Below are 21,549 nucleotides of genomic sequence, written 5' to 3' on the forward strand. Positions count from 1 at the left end.
CCAAAAAAGTTAGGTTAGGCTTCCCTAAGTTGACTCTACGGACTTCCCCATGGACTTCCCCCGGAGGACCCCCCATGCGCTCCCACCTGCTCAATGGCCTCACGGCGGAGCACTACCGCCGCTGCGTGACCGAAGGGGTCGAGCGCGTGGCGGCCAGGCTCATCGCCACCGAGCGCCCGTTCACCGGCGTCACGGTGGACGGTCTCGCCCCCCGCGTCGACGCCATCGACCTGGACCGGCCGCTCGGTGACACCGCCGCCGCCTTGGACGAGTTGGAGGACGTCTACCTGAAGGACGCCGTCTACTTCCACCACCCCCGCTACCTCGCCCACCTCAACTGCCCGGTCGTCATCCCGGCGGTGCTCGGCGAGGCCGTGCTGTCCGCGGTCAACTCCTCGCTGGACACCTGGGACCAGTCGGCCGGCGGCACGCTCATCGAGCGCAAGCTGATCGACTGGACGACCGGGCGGCTCGGCCTCGGCCCGGCCGCGGACGGCGTGTTCACCTCCGGCGGCAGCCAGTCCAACCTCCAGGCGCTGCTGCTGGCACGGGAGGAGGCCAAGAGCGACGATCTGGCGAGACTGCGCGTCCTCGCCTCCGAGACCAGCCACTTCAGCGTGCGCAAGTCGGCGAAACTGCTCGGGCTCGGCCCGGACGCGGTCCTCACCGTCCCCGTCGACCGCGACAAGCGCATGCGGACCGTCGCGCTCGCCCACGAACTGGAGCGCTGCCGCGCCGAGGGCCTGGTGCCCATGGCGGTCGTCGGCACCGCGGGCACCACCGACTTCGGCTCCATCGACCCGCTGCCCGAGATCGCCGGTCTGTGCGCCCGGTACGGCGCGTGGCTGCACGTGGACGCGGCCTACGGCTGCGGGCTGCTCGCCTCGCGCAGGTACCGGCACCGCATCGACGGCGTCGAGCGCGCCGACTCGGTCACCGTCGACTACCACAAGTCCTTCTTCCAGCCGGTCAGTTCGTCGGCCGTGCTGGTGCGCGACGGGGCCACCCTGCGGCACGCCACCTACCACGCCGACTACCTCAACCCGCGCCGCATGGTGCGCGAGCGCATCCCCAACCAGGTCGACAAGTCCTTGCAGACCACCCGCCGCTTCGACGCCCTCAAGCTGTGGCTGACCCTGCGCACCATGGGCGCCGACGGCATCGGCGAACTCTTCGACGAGGTCCTGGACCTGGCCGTCGAGGGCTGGGGCCTGCTCACCGCCGACCCCCGGTTCGACGTGGTGGTCGAGCCGGCCCTGTCCACCCTCGTCTTCCGCTACGTCCCGGCCGCCGTCCCGGACCCGGCCGAGATCGACCGCGCCAACCTCCACGCCCGCGAGGCCCTGTTCGCCGCCGGCGACGCCGTGGTCGCCGGCACCACGGTGGGCGGCCGCCACTATCTGAAGTTCACCCTGCTCAACCCCGAGACGACGCCGGCCGACATCGCCGCCGTCCTCGACCTGATCGCCGGCCACGCCGAGCAGTACCTGGGAGGGTCCCTTGACCGCGCTTCCTGAAGCCGGCCGCGTCCACGACCTCGTGGGGATCGGGCTCGGCCCCTTCAACCTGGGCCTCGCCTGCCTGACCGAGCCGATCGCGGAACTGGACGCCGTCTTCCTGGAGTCCAAGCCCGACTTCGAGTGGCACGCCGGGATGTTCCTGGACGGCGCCCACCTCCAGACCCCGTTCCTGTCGGACCTGGTCACCCTCGCCGACCCCACCTCGCCGTACTCCTTCCTCAACTACCTGAAGGAGAAGGGCAGGCTGTACTCCTTCTACATCCGCGAGAACTTCTATCCGCTGCGGCTGGAGTACGACGACTACTGCCGCTGGGCCGCCGGCAAGCTGAGCAGCGTCCGGTTCGGCACGACGGTCACCGAGGTGTCGTACGAGGACGACGCCCACGTGGTCCGCACCGGCACCGGGGACACCTACCGCGCCCGGCACCTCGTCCTCGGCACGGGCACGGTGCCGTACGTCCCCGAGCCCTGCCGGGACCTCGCCGGGGACTTCCTGCACAGCTCCCAGTACATGGGCCGCAAGGCGGAGTTGCAGCGGAAGGAGTCCATCACGGTGGTGGGCAGCGGGCAGAGCGCGGCCGAGATCTACTACGAGCTGCTGTCCGGGATCGACGTCCACGGCTACCAGCTCAACTGGGTCACCCGGTCCCCGCGGTTCTTCCCGCTGGAGTACACCAAGCTGACGCTGGAGATGACCTCCCCGGACTACATCGACTACTTCCGCGCGCTGCCCGAGGAGACCCGGTACCGGCTGGAGGAGCAGCAGAAGGGGCTGTTCAAGGGCATCGACTCGGGCCTCGTCGACGCGATCTTCGACCTGCTGTACCAGAAGAACGTGGAAAGCGGGGACCGGCCCGTGCCCACCCGGCTGCTCACCAACTCCTCCCTGGACAGCGCCCGGCACGACGGCGGGGCCTACACCCTCGGCTTCCGCCAGGAGGAGCAGGGCAAGGACTTCGAGATCCGCACCGAGGGCCTGGTGCTGGCCACCGGCTACCACTACGCGCCCCCGGCCTTCCTCGCCCCGCTGCGCGAGCGGCTGCGCTTCGACGGGCACGGCCGCTTCGACGTGGCCCGCAACTACGCCATCGACGTCACCGGGCGCGGTGTCTTCCTGCAGAACGGCGGCGTCCACACCCACAGCGTCACCAGCCCCGACCTGGGCATGGGCCCGTACCGCAACGCGTGCATCATCCGCGAGCTGCTCGGCACCGAGTACTACCCCGTCGAGAAGTCCGTCACCTTCCAGGAGTTCGCCGCATGACCGGCACGAGGTTCGACTTCCGGCCCGTCGACCCGCTCCGGGACGCCGAGCTGCTGCACTCCTGGGTCACCCACCCGAAGGCCGCCTTCTGGATGATGCGGGACGCCGGACGCGAGAACGTCGAGCGGGCGTACACGCAGATCGCGGCCGACCCGCACCATCACGCGCTCCTCGGACTGCGGGACGGCCGCGCCGCCTTCCTCATGGAGAAGTACGACCCCGCGCGCCGGGAACTGGTGGGCCTCTACGAGCCGCGGCCCGGCGATGTCGGCATGCACTTCCTGACCCCGGCCACCGACACCCCCGAGCACGGGTTCACCAGGGCCGTCCTCACCGCCGTCATGACCCACCTCTTCGAGGACCCGGCGGTACGGCGCGTCGTCGTGGAGCCGGATGTGCGCAACAAGGCCGTGCACGCGCTGAACGAGGCCGTCGGGTTCGTGGCCGAGCGCGAGATACGCAAGCCCGAGAAACGCGCCCTGTTGAGCTTCTGCACGCGCGAGCGGTTCAGGAAGGCGGTGGCCGCGTGACGCCCGCCGAGTCCGTCGCCCACCTCTCCCCCGAGCGCTGGGCGCAGGCCAACCGGCTGCTGATCCGCAAGGCACTCGCGGAGTTCGCGCACGAGCGCCTGATCACGCCCGAAGTGGACGGCGAGGGGTATGCCGTCCGCAGCGACGACGGGCGCACCGTCTACCGGTTCACCGCCGTGCGCCGCGCCCTCGACCACTGGCAGGTCGACGCCGGCTCCGTCACCCGCGAGCGCGAGGGAAGCGAACTGCCGCTTTCGGCACTGGACTTCGTCATCGAGCTGAAGGAGTCGCTGGGGCTCGGCGACGCCGTCCTGCCGGTCTACCTGGAGGAGATCTCCTCCACCCTCTCCGGCACCTGCTACAAGCTCGCCAAGCACCCGGTCACCTCCGCCGAGCTGGCGTCGAGCGGCTTCCAGGCGATCGAGACCGGAATGACCGAGGGCCACCCCTGCTTCGTCGCGAACAACGGGCGGCTCGGGTTCGGCGTCCACGAGTACCTGTCGTACGCCCCGGAGACCGCGCACCCCGTCCGCCTGGTGTGGCTGGCCGCGCACCGGTCGCGGGCCGCCTTCACGGCGGGCGCCGGGATCGGGTACGAGGGCTTCATCCGGGCGGAGTTGGGCGAGGAGACCGTCGAGCGGTTCGGGCGGGCGCTGACCGCGCAGGGCCTCGACCCGGCCGACTACCTCCTCATCCCGGTCCACCCCTGGCAGTGGTGGAACAAGCTGTCCGTCACCTTCGCCGCGGAAGTGGCCCTGCGCCACCTGGTCCCGCTCGGCGAGGGCGACGACGAGTACCTCGCCCAGCAGTCCATCCGGACCTTCTTCAACACCAGCGACCCGCACAAGCACTATGTGAAGACGGCCCTGTCCGTCCTCAACATGGGCTTCATGCGCGGCCTCTCGGCCGCCTACATGGAGGCCACCCCGGCCATCAACGACTGGCTCGCCCGGCTCGTCGACGACGATCCCGTGCTGAGGGAGACCGGCCTGACGATCATCCGCGAGCGGGCGGCCGTCGGCTACCGGCACCTGGAGTACGAGCGGGCCACCGACCGCTCCTCCCCCTACCGCAGGATGCTGGCCGCGCTGTGGCGGGAGAGCCCGGTGCCCTCCCTCAAGGACGGCGAGTCGCTCGCCACCATGGCCTCGCTGCTGCACGTCGACCACGACGGCGCGTCCTTCGCGGGCGCCCTGATCGAGCGCTCGGGGCTCGCGCCCGCCGAGTGGCTGCGGCGGTACCTGCGGGCGTACTACGTCCCGCTGCTGCACAGCTTCTACGCCTACGGCCTGGCGTTCATGCCGCACGGCGAGAACACCGTCCTGGTGCTGCGGGACGGAGTGGTGCGGCGGGCCGTGTACAAGGACATCGCCGAGGAGATCGTGGTGATGGACCCGGACGCCGTGCTGCCGCCGGAGGTGGCCCGGGTCCGTGTGGCGGTCCCCGAGGACAGGAGGCTGCTGTCGATCTTCACCGACGTCTTCGACTGCTTCTTCCGCTTCCTCGCCGCGAACCTGGCCGGCGAAGGCATCCTCGCGGAGGACGGGTTCTGGCGGACGGTCGCGGAGATCAGCCGTGAGTACCAGGAGGCCAACCCCCGGCTCGCCGACCGGTTCCGGCGGTACGACCTCTTCGCGCCCGAGTTCGCGCTGTCCTGCCTCAACCGGCTCCAGCTGCGCGACAACCGGCAGATGGTGGATCTCGCGGACCCGTCCGGGGCGCTCCAGCTGGTGGGCACGCTGCGCAATCCGCTGGCCGGACACTGACGGGCGGGCGCCCCGGAGTACGGTCCTCCGGGGCGCCCGTCCGACTCCCCGTCAGCCGCGGGGCCACGGCACCTGCGGCGACCGGTAGTACCCGATCCCGAGGGCGTCCCACCGCGGGCCCTGCGCGGCCAGCCGCACCTTGTAGCCGTTCCAGTCGTGCGTGGCCGCGGGCGACCAGCCCAGCTCGGCCGCGCCCGGCAGCCGAGGGAAGGCCATGTACTCGATGTCGGCGGACGTCTTCAGCGTCTCCGACCACAGGGGCGCCTCCACCCCCTTGATCGCCGCCGCGGGCGCCCCCGGCAGATAGCCGCCCGGGTCCCAGTCGTAGGACCGCCGCACCTCGACCAGGCCCGCCCAGGTCAGCCCGAGCCTGGTGTCCTTGGTGTACTTCATGTCGAGGTAGACCCGGTCGGCCGGGGACAGGATCAGACCCGTGCCCGCGCGGGCGGCCCGCACGACCTGCTCCTTCTCCGCGGCACCGGTGCCGTCCAGGCCCCAGTACTGCGCGAGCGCGCCCTCGGCGGGGTGGGCGCCGGTGAGCTGGTGCCAGCCGATGACCGTCTTGCCGTACCCGGCGACGATCGGCTGCACGCGGTCCATGAAGGTCACGTAGTCGGCGTGGCTGGTGGAGTGCGCCTCGTCGCCGCCGATGTGCAGGTAGCGGCCCGGCGTGAGCGCGGCCAGTTCCTTGACGACGTCGTTCACGAAGGTGTACGTGACGTCCTTGGAGACGCACAGCGAGCTGAATCCGACCTCGGTGCCGGTGTAGCGCGGGGGTGCCACGCCGTCGCAGTCGAGCCGGCCGTAGGAGGCGAGGGCCGCGTTCGTGTGGCCGGGCATGTCGATCTCGGGCACGACCTCCACGTAGCGCGAGGCCGCGTAGGAGACGATCCGCCGGTAGTCGGCCTGGCTGTAGGAGCCGCCCTCGCCCCCGCCGACCTCGGTGGCGCCGCCGTAGTCGGCCAGGCGGGGCCAGGAGGTGATGGCGATGCGCCAGCCCTGGTCGTCGCTGAGGTGCAGATGCAGCTCGTTGACCTTGTAGAGGGCGAGCTGGTCGATGTACCGCTCGACCTGGGCGACGGTGAAGAAGTGCCGGGCGACGTCCAGCATGGCGCCGCGGTAGGCGTAGCGGGGGTGGTCCTCGATGGTGCCGCCGGCGATCTCCCAGCTCTGGTGCTGGACCGTCCTCTTCTCGACGGCGGCCGGGAGCAGCTGACGCAGCGTCTGCACGCCGTGGAAGAGCCCCGCGGGGGTGCCCGCGGTGAGCGTGACGCCGGAGGGGGCGCTGCGCAGCCGGTAGCCCTCGGCGCCGTAGTCGCCCTTCTCCAGGTGGAGGCGGATGCCGCCGCTGCCGCCGTCGGTGAGCGGCAGCGGATAGCCGGTGGAGGGCCGCAGGATGCCGGTGAGGTAGGCGCCGACGCGGCGGACCCCGGCCGGGCCGTCGACGCGGACGGCGGTGGCGCGGGTGAGGCGGTACGGCGCCCCACCCGGGGTGACGGAGGCGGGGGCCGGGACCACCCGGTCCAGGGGGACGGCGGTCCTGGACGGGGCGGAGGCGGTCTTGGGCGGGGCGGGGGCGGCGCCGACGGTGAAGGCGCCGGCCGCCGCGACGAGCAGCAGCGAACCGAGGACGCGGGCGGTGCGGGGAGTCGTACGGCGATTCCGTCTCACATGCGCTCCTTCGGGTGTGGTCGAGACCACTCTCCCGCAGATCCGGTGAAAAAAATCCGCTATGGCATAAATCATCCGGAAGGACGGCGCCTGGGCCCTCGGCGGTGACGCCCCGCGGCTCACGTCGGGCCGCCGCGCCGGGAACCGGGGTGATTCCCCGCGCCGTTGGGCGCGCCGGCGTCCGCGCCCTCCGCGCGGGGCAGGCGGTCGGGCAGTCCGAGTGCCACGGCGTCGCCGAGCACTTCGCGGACGAGGTGCGCGACGCGCTGCCGCCGGAGCGGGTCCCCCGGATCCGGTCGACCGAGAAGGAGTTCACACCGGCCAAGCAGACGGTCCCTGCCCGACCCCGAGCGGAGAAGTGACGAAGGACACAGCCAGGAACGCGAGTTCACCACGCCGCCCAGCCCGTCACTGCCCGATATCGGGCAGGATTCTTGCGAAACCGACGCCGGTATCCGAGGATCTACGGGTGCACGACGAACTCGTAGATCACCTGACGCGATCCACGCCCCTCGGCAGGGGCGAGGCGCTGCGGGTGATCCAGGACGTGCTCGCCTATTTCGACGAGTCGACGGAGGATTTCGTCCGTCGCCGCCACCGCGAGCTCCAGGCCCAGGGCCTGGTGAACGCGGAGATCTTCGAACGGATCGGGGCGGACCTCAGGTATCGAGCGGTCGCACCGCCCGAGCTGACGCTCAGGCAGCTGCGCCGCATCGTCTACGGCTAGGAATATCTTTAATATGTGCGGAATTGTCGGTTACATCGGGAAGCGTGACGTCGCGCCCCTCCTGCTGGAGGGCCTGCAGCGGCTGGAGTACCGCGGGTACGACTCCGCGGGCGTCGTGATCACCTCCCCGAAGGCGCCCGGCCTGAAGATGGTCAAGGCCAAGGGCCGGGTGCGCGACCTGGAGGCGAAGGTCCCGGCGCGCTTCAAGGGCACCACCGGCATCGCCCACACCCGCTGGGCCACCCACGGCGCCCCCTCCGACGTGAACGCCCACCCCCACATGTCGGCCGACAACAAGGTCGCCGTCGTGCACAACGGCATCATCGACAACGCCGCCGACCTGCGCCGCAAGCTGGAGGCGGACGGCGTCGAGTTCCTCTCCGAGACCGACACCGAGGTCCTCACCCACCTCATCGCCCGCTCGACCGCCGAGAAGCTGGAGGACAAGGTCCGCCAGGCGGTCCGGCTGATCGAGGGCACGTACGGCATCGCCGTGCTGCACGCCGACTTCCCGGACCGGATCGTGGTGGCCCGCAACGGCTCCCCGGTCGTCCTCGGCATCGGCGAGAAGGAGATGTTCGTCGCCTCGGACATCGCCGCCCTCGTCACGCACACGCGCCAGATAGTGACCCTGGACGACGGCGAGATGGCCACCCTCAAGGCCGACGACTTCCGCACCTACACCACCGAGGGCACGCGCACTACCGCCGAGCCCACCACGGTGGAGTGGGAGGCCGAGTCGTACGACATGGGCGGCCACGACACCTACATGCACAAGGAGATCTTCGAGCAGGCCGACGCGGTCGACCGGGTGCTGCGCGGCCGGATCGACGACCGGTTCTCCACCGTGCACCTCGGCGGACTCAACCTCGACGCCCGCGAGGCCCGGCAGATCCGCCGCGTGAAGATCCTCGGCTGCGGCACCTCGTACCACGCCGGCATGATCGGCGCCCAGATGATCGAGGAGCTGGCCCGCATCCCCGCGGACGCCGAGCCGGCCTCCGAGTTCCGCTACCGCAACGCGGTCGTGGACCCCGACACGCTGTACGTCGCGGTCTCCCAGTCCGGTGAGACCTACGACGTCCTCGCCGCCGTGCAGGAGCTGAAGCGCAAGGGCGCGCGGGTCTTCGGCGTCGTCAACGTGGTGGGTTCGGCGATCGCCCGTGAGGCGGACGCCGGGATCTACGTCCACGCGGGCCCCGAGGTCTGCGTCGTCTCGACCAAGTGCTTCACCAACACCACGGTCGCCTTCGCGCTGCTCGCGCTGCACCTGGGCCGCACGCGCGACCTCTCGGTGCGCGACGGCAAGCGGATCATCGAGGGCCTGCGCAGGCTGCCCGACCAGATCACCGAGATCCTCAAGCAGGAGGAGCAGATCAAGGAGCTGGCCGAGCTGTACGCCGACGCCCGCTCGATGCTCTTCATCGGCCGCGTCCGGGGCTACCCGGTCGCCCGCGAGGCCTCCCTCAAGCTCAAGGAGGTCTCGTACATCCACGCCGAGGCCTACCCCGCCTCCGAGCTGAAGCACGGCCCGCTGGCCCTGATCGAGCCGGCCCTGCCGACGGTCGCGATCGTCCCCGACGACGACCTGCTGGAGAAGAACCGCGCCGCCCTGGAGGAGATCAAGGCCCGCGAGGGCAAGATCCTCGCCGTGGCCCACCAGCACCAGGAGAAGGCCGACCAGACCATCGTCGTCCCGAAGAACGAGGACGAACTCGACCCGATCCTGATGGGCATCCCGCTCCAGCTCCTCGCCTACCACACGGCGCGGGCGCTGGGCCGGGACATCGACAAGCCGAGGAACCTCGCCAAGTCGGTGACGGTCGAGTAGGGGACCGGACGAGGAGAGGACCGGACGAACCCCCGTGCACGGCGCACGGGGGTTCCGCCGTCTCAGGGGATCACGATGACCGGGCGCCGCGCCCGCCGCGCGAGCCGCCCCGCGACGGAACCGAAGATGCGGCCGACGATCCCGTGCGTGGAGCCGACGACGATCGCGTCCGCCTCGTACTCCCGGCCCACCTCCTCGAGTTCGTGGCAGATGTCCCCGCCCCGCTCGACGAGGATCCAGGGCACCTCGGACAGGTAGTCCGCGCAGGCGAGTTCGAGGCCGAGCACCTCCGTGCGGTGATCCGGCACGTCCACGAAGACCGGCGGCTCGCAGCCCGCCCAGACCGTGGTGGGCAGCCGGTTGGCGACATGCACGATGATCAGCCCGGAGTGGGAACGGTGCGCCATGCCGATCGCGTACGCGAGGGCGCGCTCACTGGAGGTGGAGCCGTCGAAGCCGACGACGACTCCGTGCCGGAAGGCGGGGTCGCAGGAATGACATGACTCTTCCGCCGCCAGGGGATCGGCCGCCGTGGGATCGGCGACCGGCCGCTTGCGGTCCGCGGGTTCGAAGAATTCGTGACCGGCCATGGCTGTCTCGGCGTTGTGATCCTTTATGGGACGGGACGACAGTGTGCAGCGGAGCTGTGTCCGGGATTCATCTTCCCCACCCCATACCCCCAAGGGTACGGCGGCACGCCTCCCGAGCCCAGTTGCCTTGCACGCTCCGTAAGCGGCCCCCCGACGTCCGTAGGGGTTCCCCGGAGCATGCACGAGCCGCGCCCGTTGCGCAATGCCCGTTGTCGCGTACAGGCGCTTTGCACGGAATTCGCGGACGCACGGCCGGTGACCGACCGGTCGGACGGGCGTTGAACGGGGTGAGCCACCGCCACAGGGAGCCACACGGCGCCACAGGCCGACACCGCTCGCCACAGGGAGTACGAGATGCCCGGACCGCGGTCCAGCCACGAGGAGCCCGGCGCGCAGGACGGCACGGGCGAGCTGATCCGCTGGGCGGCCTTCAGCTGCGTCCTCGTCCCGGTGGTCCTGGTCTGGTACGGCACCTCGCTCGCCGGCGCCACGGGCACCGCGCTGGGGCTGGCCGCCGTCACCGCCGTCTGCCGGCTTCTGCTACGGCGGTCGGAGCGCGCGGCGCGGCGGGGCGCGCGCCGGAGCCGCGGGCGCGGCGCGCGGCGCGGCGGGGCGCGGGGCGCCGGGCGGGCCGGCGGGCGGGCCGGCGGACGGGAAGAGAGCCGCGGGGACGGCCCGATCGCTGGGCGTTGCGGCGTGCAAAGAGGCGGACGTCACACCCGGGGGAAGACACCGGTCGACTGACCGGTTTCCACGCTTCCAAGCGCTTCTTTTCAGCCAACTTCTGGATATCGCCCCAGGGTGGTCCGGACCACCCCTCAACCCCCGTTCCACCTGCACGGAAAGGGTCTACGGAGCGCTACGCACCCTACGCGGTTTGGCCACTGCCGGAAGGCGCACTTCCCTGCGCGGCCCGCGAGTGCAACCCTTCGTGATCGAATGCTTCACGCCAAGTTGTCATGTCGACAATGTGCCGCATTTGGAACTGGTCACCGTGCGTCCGCGGGACCCAGTAGATTCGATCTTGACTGTCTTTACGGCGGGGGACTCGTGCAGGACCGAGGGGAAACGTGCAGGAGCGACACAACCGAGGAGCCGCGACCACCGAGGGGGGCTTAGCAGGATGAGCCACGACTCCACTGCCGCGTCGGAAGCCGCTGTCCGGAAACTGTCCGGACGCCGCCGCAAGGAGATCGTCGCGGTGCTGCTGTTCAGCGGCGGCCCCATCTTCGAGAGTTCCATACCGCTGTCGGTGTTCGGCATCGACCGCCAGGACGCCGGAGTGCCGCGTTACCGACTGCTGGTGTGCGGCGGCGAGGAGGGTCCGCTGCGGACCACGGGGGGCCTCGAACTCACCGCCCCCCACGGGCTGGAGGCGATCTCCCGCGCCGGTACGGTCGTCGTACCGGCCTGGCGCTCGATCACCGCGCCGCCGCCCGAGGAAGCGCTCGACGCGCTGCGCCGGGCACACGAGGAGGGCGCCCGCATCGTCGGGCTGTGCACCGGCGCGTTCGTGCTCGCGGCCGCCGGACTGCTCGACGGCCGCCCGGCGACCACCCACTGGATGTACGCGCCGACGCTGGCCAAGCGCTATCCGTCGGTGCACGTCGACCCGCGGGAGCTGTTCGTCGACGACGGCGACGTGCTCACCTCCGCGGGGACGGCGGCCGGAATCGATCTCTGTCTGCACATCGTGCGGACGGACCACGGCAACGAGGCGGCCGGCGCGCTGGCCCGCCGCCTGGTGGTCCCGCCGCGCCGCTCGGGCGGTCAGGAGCGCTACCTCGACCGGTCTTTACCCGAGGAGATCGGCGCCGACCCGCTCGCCGAGGTCGTCGCCTGGGCGCTGGAGCACCTCCACGAGCAGTTCGACGTGGAGACGCTGGCGGCGCGGGCGTACATGAGCCGCCGCACGTTCGACCGCAGGTTCCGGTCGCTCACCGGGAGCGCGCCGCTGCAGTGGCTGATCACGCAGCGGGTGCTCCAGGCCCAGCGGCTGCTGGAGACGTCGGACTACTCGGTGGACGAGGTGGCCGGCCGGTGCGGGTTCCGCTCGCCGGTCGCGCTGCGCGGGCACTTCCGCCGCCAGCTCGGCTCCTCCCCCGCCGCCTACCGGGCCGCGTACCGGGCCCGCAGGCCGGGGGCCGAGAAGCCGGGTGAGGCGGAGACCGCGCCGCAACCGCCGTCCGGGCAGCCGCTGCCGTCCGCGGGGCTGCCGGGGCCGGGTCCGATGGGCACGATGCCGTCGGTGCTGCACGCGGAGCGGGACAGCGGAGTACCGATGCAGAGCAGGCGCACGGCGGGGGCCGGCGCGATGACGCTGCTGCCGGGGCCGCGCGCCGGGAGCTGACCGGGAGCCGCTGAACGGGATGAAGGGGGAGGGGTGCGGAGTCCAGGCTCCGCGCCCCTCCCCTTCTCCGCCCGTGTCCGCGCTCACTTCCCGGCCGACGCGGGGCATCCAAAAGGGGAGGTCCGCCTTAGGGTGGTCGCATGAACGATCGCATGGTGTGGATCGACTGCGAGATGACCGGCCTCTCGCTGTCCGACGACGCTCTCATCGAGGTGGCCGCCCTCGTCACCGACTCCGAGCTGAACGTACTCGGCGAGGGGGTGGACATCGTCATCCGCCCGCCGGAGCGGGCGCTGGAGACGATGCCGGAGGTGGTGCGTCAGATGCACACCGCGTCCGGGCTGCTCGCCGAGCTCCCGAACGGCACGACGCTCGAGGACGCCGAGGCGCAGGTCCTGGCGTATGTGAAGGAGCACGTCAAGGAGCCCGGCAAGGCCCCGCTGTGCGGGAACTCCGTGGGCACCGACCGCGGCTTCCTGCTGCGGGACATGCCGACGCTGGAGGACTGGCTGCACTACCGGATCGTGGATGTCTCCTCGGTCAAGGAACTGGCCCGCCGCTGGTACCCGCGGGCGTACTTCAACAGCCCGGAGAAGAACGGCAACCACCGGGCCCTCGCCGACATCCGCGAGTCCATCGCCGAGCTGCGCTACTACCGCGAGGCCATCTTCGTCCCGCAGCCGGGCCCGGACTCGGAGACGGCCCGGACGATCGCGGCGAAGCACGTGCTGCCCGCGGCGAAGTAGGCCGGACAGGGTCCGCCCGGGGGGCCTCGCGAAAACGTGTGCGCGAGCACCCCCTCGGACCCTGTAGACTTCTTCTCGGCCGGTCGGGGAAACGACAAGTTTCCGAGCACCGGTCATGGTGGGTGTAGCTCAGCTGGTAGAGCACCTGGTTGTGGTCCAGGATGCCGCGGGTTCGAGTCCCGTCACTCACCCCACCAGGGAAGCCCCTGATCAGCGGAGACGCCGATCAGGGGCTTCTTCGTCATCCGCGCGCGCCGTCGCCGGGGCGCACGGACGTACGGGCCCCACGCGTGGGCCGCCGCGGCCCACGCGGCGCTACGACGACGCCCGCACCACCAGCTCCGTGGGCAGCACCGCGTGCCGTCGCTCGCCCCGCCCCGGGCCCGCGGGGCGGCGGTCGGCGATCTCCGTCAGGAGCAGGTCGATCATGGCGCGGCCCATCTGCTCGATGGGCTGGCGGACACTGGTGAGGGGCGGGTCCATGTGGCGGGCGATGACGGAGTCGTCGTAGCCGACGAGGGAGACGTCGTCGGGGATGCGGCGGCCCTGCTCGCGCAGCACCTGGCGGGCGCCGGCCGCCGTGACGTCCGAACCGGCGAACACCGCGTCGAGGTCCGGGCGGCGGGCGAGCAGGGCGGACATCGCGCGGCGACCGCCTTCCTCGGTGAAGTCGCCGCCTTCCACGAGGAGTTCGTCCACCTCGTGGCCCGCGGCGCGCAGGGCGTCCCGATAGCCGTCGACGCGGCGCCGGGCGCCGTAGACGTCCGGGCGGCCGGTGATGTGGGCGATGCGGGTGCGGCCGCGGGAAAGGAGGTGCTCCACGGCCGCGCGGGCGCCGCCGTAGTTGTCCGCGTCCACGGAGGGGAGCGGCTCCGTGTCCGAGCGCGGGCCACTGACCACCGCGGGGATCTCCAGCTCGGCCAGCAGGTCCGGCAGCGGGTCGTCGGCGTGCACCGAGACCAGGAGGACACCGTCCACCCGGTGGGCCGCCAGATAGTGCGCCAGGCGCTCCCGCTCGCGGTCGCTGCCCGCGAAGGTCAGGATCAACTGCATCTGGGTATCGGCCAGTTGAGCGCCGACCCCGCGCAGCATGTCCGAGAAGTACGGCTCCGTGAAGAACCGGGTCTCGGGCTCGGGGACGACCAGGGCGATGGCGTCGGTGCGGTTGGCGGCCAGCGCGCGGGCCGCCGTGTTGGGGACGTAGCCCAGTTCGGCGACCGCCGCCTCCACGGCGGCGCGGGTCGCGTCGCTGACCCGGGGCGAGCCGTTGATCACGCGCGAGACCGTGCCCCGGCCGACCCCGGCCCGAGCGGCGACCTCCTCCAGGGTGGGCCGCCGTCCGCCCCGGCCCCGCCCGTCGTTGACCGCCATGGTCGCCGCCCTCCGTTCGCAGCTGTCAGGCCAGGAATCTAACAGCAGGCATCCGTCCGCCCCCGCTCGCCGTCGTCCCCGCCGAGCCGGTTCCCGCGCCCCTCGGTCCGCTCGGAGCGCGACGGGGCGCGACCCGCCGGCGGCCGCGCCCCCCGGACCTGACGGTCACTCCCGCGCTCCGCTCACCGGGTGGCCGGCAGGGCGTTGCCGCGGATCACCTCCGCGTACCAGTGGGCGCTCGCCTTGGGGATGCGGCGCTGGGTGGAGTAGTCGACGTAGACCGCGCCGAAGCGCTTGGAGTAGCCGTAGGACCATTCGAAGTTGTCCAGCAGGGACCACAGGAAGTAGCCGCGCACGTCCGCCCCGTCGGCGATGGCGCGGCGGACCGCGTCCAGGTGGCCGTGCAGGTAGGCGATCCGCTGGGGGTCGTCGACCCGGCCCTCGGGGGAGATGTAGTCGTCGAAGGCGGCGCCGTTCTCGGTGACCATCAGCGGCAGCTGCGGGTACGCGGCCGCCAGACCGGTGAGCAGGGTGTGCAGCCCGTCGGCGTCGATGGCCCAGTTCATCGCGGTCAGCTCGTCGTTGGCGAGATGGAAGGCCACGTCCTTGCAGCCGGTCCACGGCGAGTGGTCGCTGGCGCCGTGGCCGTCGTTCCTGGTGGTGCCGGAGCCCTCGACGGCCTGGGAGACCACGGTCGGCGAGTAGTAGTTGACACCGAGCACGTCGATGGGGCGGGAGATCTCCGCCAGGTCGCCGTCGTGCACCAGCCGGTCCCAGTCGACGAGGTGCGCGGTGTCGGCGAGCAGGTCCTCGGGGTAGGCGCCGTCCAGGACGGGGCCGGTGAAGATCCGGTTGCCGACCGCGTCGATGCGGCGCGCGGCCTCGGCGTCGGCCGCGCTGCCGGTCAGCGGGCGCACCTGGTGCAGGTTGAGGGTGAGGGAGATCTGCGCGGACGCCGGCAGGGCCGAGCGCAGTGCCCCGACGGCCCGGCCGTGCGCGAGGTTGAGGTGGTGGGCGGCGCGCAGGGTGGCGGACGGGTCGGTGCGGCCGGGCGCGTGCACACCGGACCCGTACCCGAGGAAGGCGCTGCACCAGGGCTCGTTGAGCGTGGTCCACACGCCGACCCGGTCGCCGAGGGCGCGGGCCATGATGTCGGCGTACTCGGCGAAACGGTGCGCGGTGTCGCGGTGCGGCCAGCCGCCGACGTCCTCCAGCTCCTGGGGCAGGTCCCAGTGGTACAGGGTGGCGACCGGGGTGATGCCCGCCTCCAGCAGCTCGTCGGTGAGCCTGCGGTAGAAGTCCAGGCCGCGCTCGACGGCGGGCCCGCGGCCGGTGGGCTGGACCCGGGACCAGGAGACGGAGAACCGGTACGCCTTGAGGCCGAGGTCCTTCATCAGCGCGACGTCGTCGCGGTACCGGTGGTAGTGGTCGGCGGCGATGTCACCGCTGTCACCATTGCGGACCTTGCCGGGGGTGTGACTGAAGGTGTCCCAGATGGAAGGAGTGCGGCCGTCCTCGGCGGCGGCACCCTCCACCTGGTAGGCGGCGGTGGCGGCGCCCCAGACGAAGCCCGGCGGGAAAGAGGTGTCCGGTGCGTGCTGGGCGCTGGCCTCGGGTCGTACGGCGGTCATGGTGAGAACGCTCCCAAAGTGGCGTGAGAAGAGGACGGACGGCGGTCCGGCGGTGCCGGACGGGGCGGGGCGGTGGACGCCCGGCCCGGTACGGCCCGCGCGCGGTGCGGGTACGGTGCGGGTCGTACCGGACGGGCCGTGCCGGGCGTGCGCGGCCGGGCGCGGGGACCGGGACGGGCCGCGGGAGCCGCGGGAGACGGGGCCTGCGGTCTCAGCCCTTGACGGCGCCCGCCATGATCCCGCCGACGATCTGCTTGCCGAAGATGACGAAGACCACCAGCAGCGGCAGGGTGCTGATCAGCGCCCCGGCCATGACGATGCTCTGGTCGGGGGTGTAGGAGGCGCTGAGCTGGCCGAGCGCGACCTGGATGGTGGGGTTCTCCTGGTTCAGCGCGAGGAAGGGCCAGAAGAAGTCGTTCCACGCCTGCACGAAGGTGAGCATGCCGAGCACCGTCATCGCGGGCCGGGCCGCGGGCAGGACGACGTTCCAGACGATGCGGATGTTGCTCGCCCCGTCCATCTTGGCCGCCTCGATCAGCTCGTAGGGCAGTGCCTCCAGGAGGTACTGGCGCATGAAGAAGACGCCGAAGGCGCCGACCAGGGTCGGGAAGATCACCGACTCCAGTTTGCCGCCCCACCCGATGTCGGACATCAGCATGAACAGCGGGACCACACTGAGCTGCGGCGGAATGGTCAGGGTCGCGATGACCGCCGTCATCAGCACGCCCCGGCCGCGGAAGCGCATCTTGGCGAAGGCATAGCCGGCGAGGGTGCAGAAGAACAGGGTGGCGACGGTGATGGAACCCGCAACGACGACGCTGTTGACGATGGCCTTGCCCAGGTTGGCCTGGTCCCAGGCCGACTGGAGGTTGCTCCAGAGCCTGCCGCCCGGCACCAGCGGCGGCGGGGTGTCCAGGACGCGCTGCTGGTCGTGCGAGGCCGCCACCAGCGTCCAGTACAGCGGGAGGATCGAGCCCAGGCCGACGACGACGAGCGCGATGTAGGTGAACGGGCCGCCCTTGAGCTGCTGGCCGGCGCCGACCCTGAAGCGCGGACGGCCGGTGGCCGCGCGGACGGCGAGGTCCGGCACGGCGGTGTTGGTGGGACTGGTCGTGGTCATCGATATCGCTCCCGTCAGGCCGCGCTCTTGCGCACGAACCGGCCGACGATCCAGTTGATCAGGGCGATGAGCAGCAGCAGGACGAGCATCGCCCAGGCCACGGCCGCGGCCGGACCCAGGTGGCCGAGCTTCCAGCCGTAGTTGTAGAGGTAGATGCTGAGCGTCTCGTACTGGTGCTCGCTGCCGCCGACGGCGCCGAGCGTGCCGCCCTGCAACAGCAGTGGCTCACCGAACAGTTGCATGGAGCCGATCGTCGAGATGACGATGGTGAACAGGATCGTCGGCCGCAGCGAGGGGATCGTCACCTTGCGGAACTGCTGCCACCGCGACGCCCCGTCGATCGAGGCCGCCTCGTACAGATCGCTGGGCACCGCCTGCATGGCCGCGAGGTAGATCAGGGCGTTGTAGCCCGTCCAGCGCCAGATCACGATCACCGAGATGGCGATCTTGGAGGTCCATTCCCCGTTGCCCCAGTCGGTGTTGCCCGCGCCGAAGAAGTGCAGCACCCAGTTGAGGACGCCGCCGTCGGCCCGGAAGACCAGGGCGAAGACCAGGGCGGCGGTGGCCACCGAGGTGGCGTACGGGGTGAGGATGACCGTCCGCCAGAACGTGCTGGCGCGCAGCTTGTAGTTGAGCAGGTGGGCCAGGCCGAGCGCGACGAGCAGCTGCGGGACGGTGGATATGACGCCGATGACGAAGGTGTTGAAGACGGCCGTCCAGAACTCCGAGTCCTGGAGGATCTTGGTGAAGTTGTCGAAGCCGACCCACTGGGACTGGTCCAGGCCCGTCATCTCCACCCGGTGCAGGGCGATCCAGCCGGTGTAGAGGAGCGGGTAGAGCCCGAAGGCGCCGAAGACGAGGAAGAAGGGGGCGATGTAGGCGTACGGCGACGCGATGTCGTCGAGGCGCCACAGCCGGGTACGCCACCTGCCGCGTCCGTTCGGCGCGACGCCGGAGCCGCCGGCGGGCGGGGTGCCGGCGCCCCGTACGGGGGTTGTCGTTGCCACGAGGGAGTCCTTCCCTGAAGGTTTGGGCCGGGTGCGGGGCGAGAGTCGCGTTCGGGGCCGGGCGCCCGTCCCGCGGCTTCCCTGTCCGGACGGGCCGGTGCCGAACGGCCCGCGCCGCGGCCTGACGTGCGTGTGGGGCCGGTCCCGGCGACCGGACACCGGGTCCGGTCGGCCGGGCTCCGGCCGGGGGCCTGGTGCCCGCCCGTCCGGCGACTCCCGCCGGACGTGGCGGGCCTGGCGGAAGTCGCCGGCCGGGTGGTGGTCGGTGCAGCGCGGCCGGGCCGGCCGGGTCCCGTCGCTCAGGGACCCGCGCCCGGCCCGTCCCGCTCGACGGCCCCGCGGCCAAAGCCGTCGCGGGGCTCCGGCCGGGGGCTCGGTGCGGGCGGCCGCCGGGGCCGCCCGCACCCGGCGGTCGTCAGCCGATCGCCTTGTCGATCGTGTCGGTCGCGTCCTTCCACGCCTTGTCGGGCGCGGTGCCCCGCTGCTCCATGTTGTTGATCTGGGTGGAGATCGTGTCCTTGATCACGCCGTCCTTCTCGCCGAGCACGGCGTCGGGGATGGACTTGGCCTCGTCGGCGTAGATCTGGCCGATCGGGGCGTCGCTGAAGTACGGGAGCTTGGCGTCCTTCACGCTGGCGAGCTGGTAGGCGCCCGTGTTGGACGGGAAGACGCCGGCGGCCTTGAACACGGCGGCCTGCTGCTCGGCGGCGGTCAGCCACTTGACGAGGTCGATGGCCTCCTTGACGTGCTTGCCGCTCTTGGGCACGGCCAGGAAGGAACCGCCCCAGGCGGACGCCGTGGTGCCGGGGGCGTGGGAGATGTCCCACTTGCCCTTGAAGGCGTCACCGGAGTAGGTCGAGATCTGGGCGGCCATCCAGGCGGGGCACACCACCGTGGCCACGTTGCCCTTGCGCAGCGCCGTCTGCCACGGGACCTGGAACTGGGCCAGGCCCGCGCTGAGCTTCTTCGACGCGGCCTCGGCGGCCAGGTCCCAGCCCTGCTTGACGGCCGGGTTGTCCTTGTAGATCGGCTTGCCGTCGGCGTCGTAGTACTGCTTCGCCGACGAGCTGACGACCGCGTTGTACATGGCGCTCGCGGAGTCCATGAAGTGGGTGCCGGCGGGCGCCTTCTTCTGGTACTGCTCGCCGAGCTTGAGGTAGTCCTCCCAGCCGCCCGAGACCGCCTTCGCCACGGCGTCGCGGTCGGTCGGCAGACCCGCCTGCTGGAACAGGTCCTTGCGGTAGCACAGGGACATCGGGCCGATGTCGGTGCCGGCGCCGATCACCGTGCCGTCCTGCGCGGTGGCCTGCTTCTCCTTCCAGGGCAACCAGTCGCTCACGTTGATCGACTTGCTCAGGTCGGCGAACTTGCCCGCCTGGGTGTCGACGACCTCCTTGATACGGCCGACCTCGATGCCCGTGATGTCGCCGAGCCCGCTGCCCGAGTTCAGCTGCTGAAGCAACTTCGGGTAGTAGTCCTGCTCGTTGGCCGTCGTCTCTTCCTTGACGGTGATGTTCGGGTGCAGCTTGTGGTACTGGGCGAACAGGCCCGCTTCCTTGTAGCCGAACTGACCGTAGTCGGACAGGGTGAGGGTGATGTTCCCGCTGGAGTCCGCGGCGTCCGAGTCGCCGTCGCTGCTGCAGCCGGTCAGCAACAGGGCCGAGGCCGCCAGGACCGCCGTGGCCACGGCCGCTGCTCTGCGGCCGCGGCGGCCGCCGGTACGGGTGATACGCATTCCACTACTCCTTGTTCCAGTGGGGAACGGGGACCTCAGGAATCCGACCGCCGACGTGCGACGGTCCCGACCTGCCCTCTCGGTTCGAGCAGCGGCCAGCCCACAGCACTCGGCAAGCGATGGAAAGGTGCTGGTCAACGGCGTGGCAACGGGTACAGAGGGAAGGCCCTTCGGTGGTTTTCCGGCCACGGGGAGAGAACCCCGGTGAAACCGTGGGACCGCTCCCACGCGGCATGCCGGAAGACTCGTTGCTGCCGGGCCACGTGTCAAGACTTGAAAACGGCGTTGTTGCCCAAGCGTGTTCAGCGCGTCACGCGAATGTTTCGCGTGACGGGGCGTCAGGACCCCTCCCCCGCCGCCCGGTCCGCGCGATCCCCGCAGATCACAGGGGTGCCGACCACCGGGGCGACGCCCGTTCACGGGGCACCGGGCCGGTGGCCGGATATTTCTGGGTCAGAATGAAGCCGCCCCGCACCAAGCGCCGGAAGGTGAACGATGAGCTCTGCCGAACTGCCGCAGCCGCACAGGACCGCGGACGTCCGGCGCCCGACTCTGAACGCCGTCGCCGCTCGGGCCGGGGTCGGCCGCGGCACGGTCTCCCGGGTGATCAACGGCTCCCCCAAGGTCAGCGCCCAGTCGCGCGCCGTGGTCGAGCAGGCGATCGCCGAACTCGGCTACGTCCCCAACCGCGCCGCCCGTTCCCTGGTCACCCGGCGCACCGACTCGGTGGCCCTGGTCGTGCCCGACGCCGAGACCCGGCTCTTCTCCGAGCCGTACTTCTCGGAGATCATCCGGGGCGTCTCCGCCGGACTCGCCGGCGCCGGGATGCAGTTGCTCCTGGTGCTGGCGCGGGACGAGACCGAGTACGCGCGCCTGGCGGCCTATCTGTCCGCGCAACGGGTGGACGGGGTGCTGATGATGGCCGTCCACAGCGACGACACCCTGCCCGACCGGCTGGACGAACTGTCCGTGCCGACCGTGCTGGCCGGGCGGCGCAGCGAGACCGAGCCGCTCGGACACGTCCGCGCGGACAACCGGGGCGGCGCCCGGGTGGCGGTCGAGCATCTGCTGGCGGCGGGCCGCCGGGTCATCGGCACGATCACGGGCCCGATGGACATGGACGTGGCCCGGGAGCGGCTCGACGGCTACCGCGAGGCGCTGAAGCACGCGGGCGTCGCCGTCGACGAGGAACTCATCGCCTCCGGCGACTTCACGGAGGAGGGGGGCCGCGCCGCGATGCGCGAACTCCTGCGCCGGCGCCCTGGTCTCGACGCCGTCTTCGCCGCCTCCGACGTGATGGCCTCGGGCGCGGTGCTGGAACTGCGCGCCGCGGGCCGGCGGATGCCGCGGGACGTGGCCCTCGTCGGTTTCGACGACTCGATCGTGGCCCGGCACATCGATCCCCCGCTGACCAGCGTCCGCCAGCCGCTGGAGGAGATGGGGCGCACCATGGCGAACCTGCTCCTGGACGAGATCGCCCACCGCGGCACGGGCCGGCGGGAAGTGGTCCTGCCGACGGAACTGGTGGTGCGGGAGTCGGCTTGAGGCGCGTTCGGCCGACGCGACCTGCCGGGACCCCGGAAAGGGCCCCTGAGCACGGTCCGAACCGTGCGCCGCACGCCTTCGCGGGCGTGACCCGTTCTCTATGGGAGCGCTCCCATGCATAATGGTCGCACTCAACTCGTGGGAG

Annotated in this window: 18 protein-coding genes and 1 tRNA gene; 12 read left to right on the forward strand and 7 right to left on the reverse strand. The window is 71.3% G+C overall.

Features of this window, described 5'->3' with window-relative positions; all coding sequences use genetic code 11:
• Positions 1 to 74 precede the first annotated feature (74 nt).
• The 4 genes from QSK45_RS27100 to QSK45_RS27115 are packed head-to-tail and all read left to right on the forward strand — an operon-like array spanning position 75 to position 5,080.
• A complete protein-coding gene (locus QSK45_RS27100) occupies positions 75 to 1,517 on the forward strand; it encodes a pyridoxal phosphate-dependent decarboxylase family protein (RefSeq protein WP_285561374.1) in 1,443 nt (480 codons plus the stop codon).
• A complete protein-coding gene (locus QSK45_RS27105) occupies positions 1,501 to 2,784 on the forward strand; it encodes a lysine N(6)-hydroxylase/L-ornithine N(5)-oxygenase family protein (protein WP_285561376.1) in 1,284 nt (427 codons plus the stop codon). Before QSK45_RS27100 ends, QSK45_RS27105 begins: the two co-directional genes overlap by 17 nt.
• The gene (locus QSK45_RS27110; protein ID WP_285561378.1) at positions 2,781 to 3,314 is read left to right on the forward strand and encodes a GNAT family N-acetyltransferase; all 534 of its coding nucleotides are present in this window, start codon (positions 2,781 to 2,783) and stop codon (positions 3,312 to 3,314) included. The genes QSK45_RS27105 and QSK45_RS27110 overlap by 4 nt, the downstream gene beginning before the upstream one ends.
• Positions 3,311 to 5,080 (forward strand): IucA/IucC family protein, encoded by a 1,770-nt coding sequence (locus tag QSK45_RS27115; RefSeq protein ID WP_285561379.1) that lies wholly within the window; start codon positions 3,311 to 3,313, stop codon positions 5,078 to 5,080. Before QSK45_RS27110 ends, QSK45_RS27115 begins: the two co-directional genes overlap by 4 nt.
• A 51-nt stretch (positions 5,081 to 5,131) precedes the next feature.
• Here QSK45_RS27115 and QSK45_RS27120 read toward each other — a convergent pair whose 3' ends face one another.
• The gene (locus QSK45_RS27120; protein ID WP_285561381.1) at positions 5,132 to 6,751 is read right to left on the reverse strand and encodes a beta-N-acetylhexosaminidase; all 1,620 of its coding nucleotides are present in this window, start codon (positions 6,749 to 6,751) and stop codon (positions 5,132 to 5,134) included.
• A gap of 149 nt (positions 6,752 to 6,900) precedes the next feature.
• Here QSK45_RS27120 and QSK45_RS27125 point away from each other — a divergent pair, with 149 nt between their 5' ends.
• The 3 genes from QSK45_RS27125 (at position 6,901) to glmS (ending at position 9,309) form a co-directional block, all read left to right on the forward strand.
• Positions 6,901 to 7,113 (forward strand): hypothetical protein, encoded by a 213-nt coding sequence (locus tag QSK45_RS27125; RefSeq protein WP_285561383.1) that lies wholly within the window; start codon positions 6,901 to 6,903, stop codon positions 7,111 to 7,113.
• A 107-nt stretch (positions 7,114 to 7,220) separates the two neighbouring features.
• Positions 7,221 to 7,478 (forward strand): hypothetical protein, encoded by a 258-nt coding sequence (locus QSK45_RS27130; RefSeq protein WP_285561385.1) that lies wholly within the window; start codon positions 7,221 to 7,223, stop codon positions 7,476 to 7,478.
• 13 nt (positions 7,479 to 7,491) lie between these two features.
• Positions 7,492 to 9,309, forward strand: coding sequence for a glutamine--fructose-6-phosphate transaminase (isomerizing) (gene glmS / locus QSK45_RS27135; RefSeq protein ID WP_285561387.1), 1,818 nt, complete (start codon positions 7,492 to 7,494; stop codon positions 9,307 to 9,309).
• Positions 9,310 to 9,371: 62 nt separating this feature from the next.
• On the opposite strand, the gene QSK45_RS27140 is transcribed toward glmS, so the two are convergent.
• Positions 9,372 to 9,899 carry a universal stress protein gene (locus QSK45_RS27140; RefSeq protein ID WP_285561389.1) on the reverse strand — a complete coding sequence of 176 codons (528 nt, stop codon included), beginning with the start codon at positions 9,897 to 9,899 and terminating at the stop codon, positions 9,372 to 9,374.
• Positions 9,900 to 10,253: 354 nt separating this feature from the next.
• Between QSK45_RS27140 and QSK45_RS27145 the strand changes: the two genes are divergently transcribed.
• From QSK45_RS27145 to QSK45_RS27160, 4 genes are all read left to right on the forward strand, one after another.
• The gene (locus QSK45_RS27145) at positions 10,254 to 10,643 is read left to right on the forward strand and encodes a hypothetical protein (RefSeq protein ID WP_285561392.1); all 390 of its coding nucleotides are present in this window, start codon (positions 10,254 to 10,256) and stop codon (positions 10,641 to 10,643) included.
• 379 nt (positions 10,644 to 11,022) lie between these two features.
• Positions 11,023 to 12,249 carry a GlxA family transcriptional regulator gene (locus tag QSK45_RS27150; RefSeq protein WP_285561410.1) on the forward strand — a complete coding sequence of 409 codons (1,227 nt, stop codon included), beginning with the start codon at positions 11,023 to 11,025 and terminating at the stop codon, positions 12,247 to 12,249.
• A gap of 140 nt (positions 12,250 to 12,389) precedes the next feature.
• The gene (orn, locus tag QSK45_RS27155) at positions 12,390 to 12,995 is read left to right on the forward strand and encodes an oligoribonuclease (RefSeq protein ID WP_285561411.1); all 606 of its coding nucleotides are present in this window, start codon (positions 12,390 to 12,392) and stop codon (positions 12,993 to 12,995) included.
• A gap of 118 nt (positions 12,996 to 13,113) precedes the next feature.
• Positions 13,114 to 13,189 (forward strand) — tRNA-His (locus tag QSK45_RS27160).
• A gap of 121 nt (positions 13,190 to 13,310) precedes the next feature.
• On the opposite strand, the gene QSK45_RS27165 is transcribed toward QSK45_RS27160, so the two are convergent.
• From QSK45_RS27165 to QSK45_RS27185, 5 genes are all read right to left on the reverse strand, one after another.
• Positions 13,311 to 14,366, reverse strand: a complete 1,056-nt coding sequence (locus QSK45_RS27165; protein WP_285561414.1) for a LacI family DNA-binding transcriptional regulator — start codon at positions 14,364 to 14,366, stop codon at positions 13,311 to 13,313.
• 182 nt (positions 14,367 to 14,548) lie between these two features.
• Positions 14,549 to 15,997 (reverse strand): GH1 family beta-glucosidase, encoded by a 1,449-nt coding sequence (locus QSK45_RS27170; RefSeq protein ID WP_285561416.1) that lies wholly within the window; start codon positions 15,995 to 15,997, stop codon positions 14,549 to 14,551.
• Positions 15,998 to 16,208: 211 nt separating this feature from the next.
• Entirely contained in the window at positions 16,209 to 17,117 is a 909-nt protein-coding gene (locus QSK45_RS27175) for a carbohydrate ABC transporter permease (RefSeq protein WP_285561418.1), read from the reverse strand.
• 14 nt (positions 17,118 to 17,131) lie between these two features.
• Positions 17,132 to 18,124, reverse strand: coding sequence for a carbohydrate ABC transporter permease (locus QSK45_RS27180; RefSeq protein ID WP_285561420.1), 993 nt, complete (start codon positions 18,122 to 18,124; stop codon positions 17,132 to 17,134).
• 415 nt (positions 18,125 to 18,539) lie between these two features.
• Positions 18,540 to 19,859 carry an ABC transporter substrate-binding protein gene (locus QSK45_RS27185; RefSeq protein ID WP_285561422.1) on the reverse strand — a complete coding sequence of 440 codons (1,320 nt, stop codon included), beginning with the start codon at positions 19,857 to 19,859 and terminating at the stop codon, positions 18,540 to 18,542.
• A 495-nt stretch (positions 19,860 to 20,354) separates the two neighbouring features.
• Here QSK45_RS27185 and QSK45_RS27190 point away from each other — a divergent pair, with 495 nt between their 5' ends.
• Positions 20,355 to 21,404 carry a LacI family DNA-binding transcriptional regulator gene (locus QSK45_RS27190; RefSeq protein WP_285561424.1) on the forward strand — a complete coding sequence of 350 codons (1,050 nt, stop codon included), beginning with the start codon at positions 20,355 to 20,357 and terminating at the stop codon, positions 21,402 to 21,404.
• The last annotated feature ends 145 nt before the right edge of the window (positions 21,405 to 21,549 follow it).

It is taken from the genome of Streptomyces hygroscopicus subsp. hygroscopicus (assembly GCF_030269125.1).
Taxonomy (GTDB): Bacteria; Actinomycetota; Actinomycetes; order Streptomycetales; family Streptomycetaceae; genus Streptomyces; species Streptomyces hygroscopicus_C.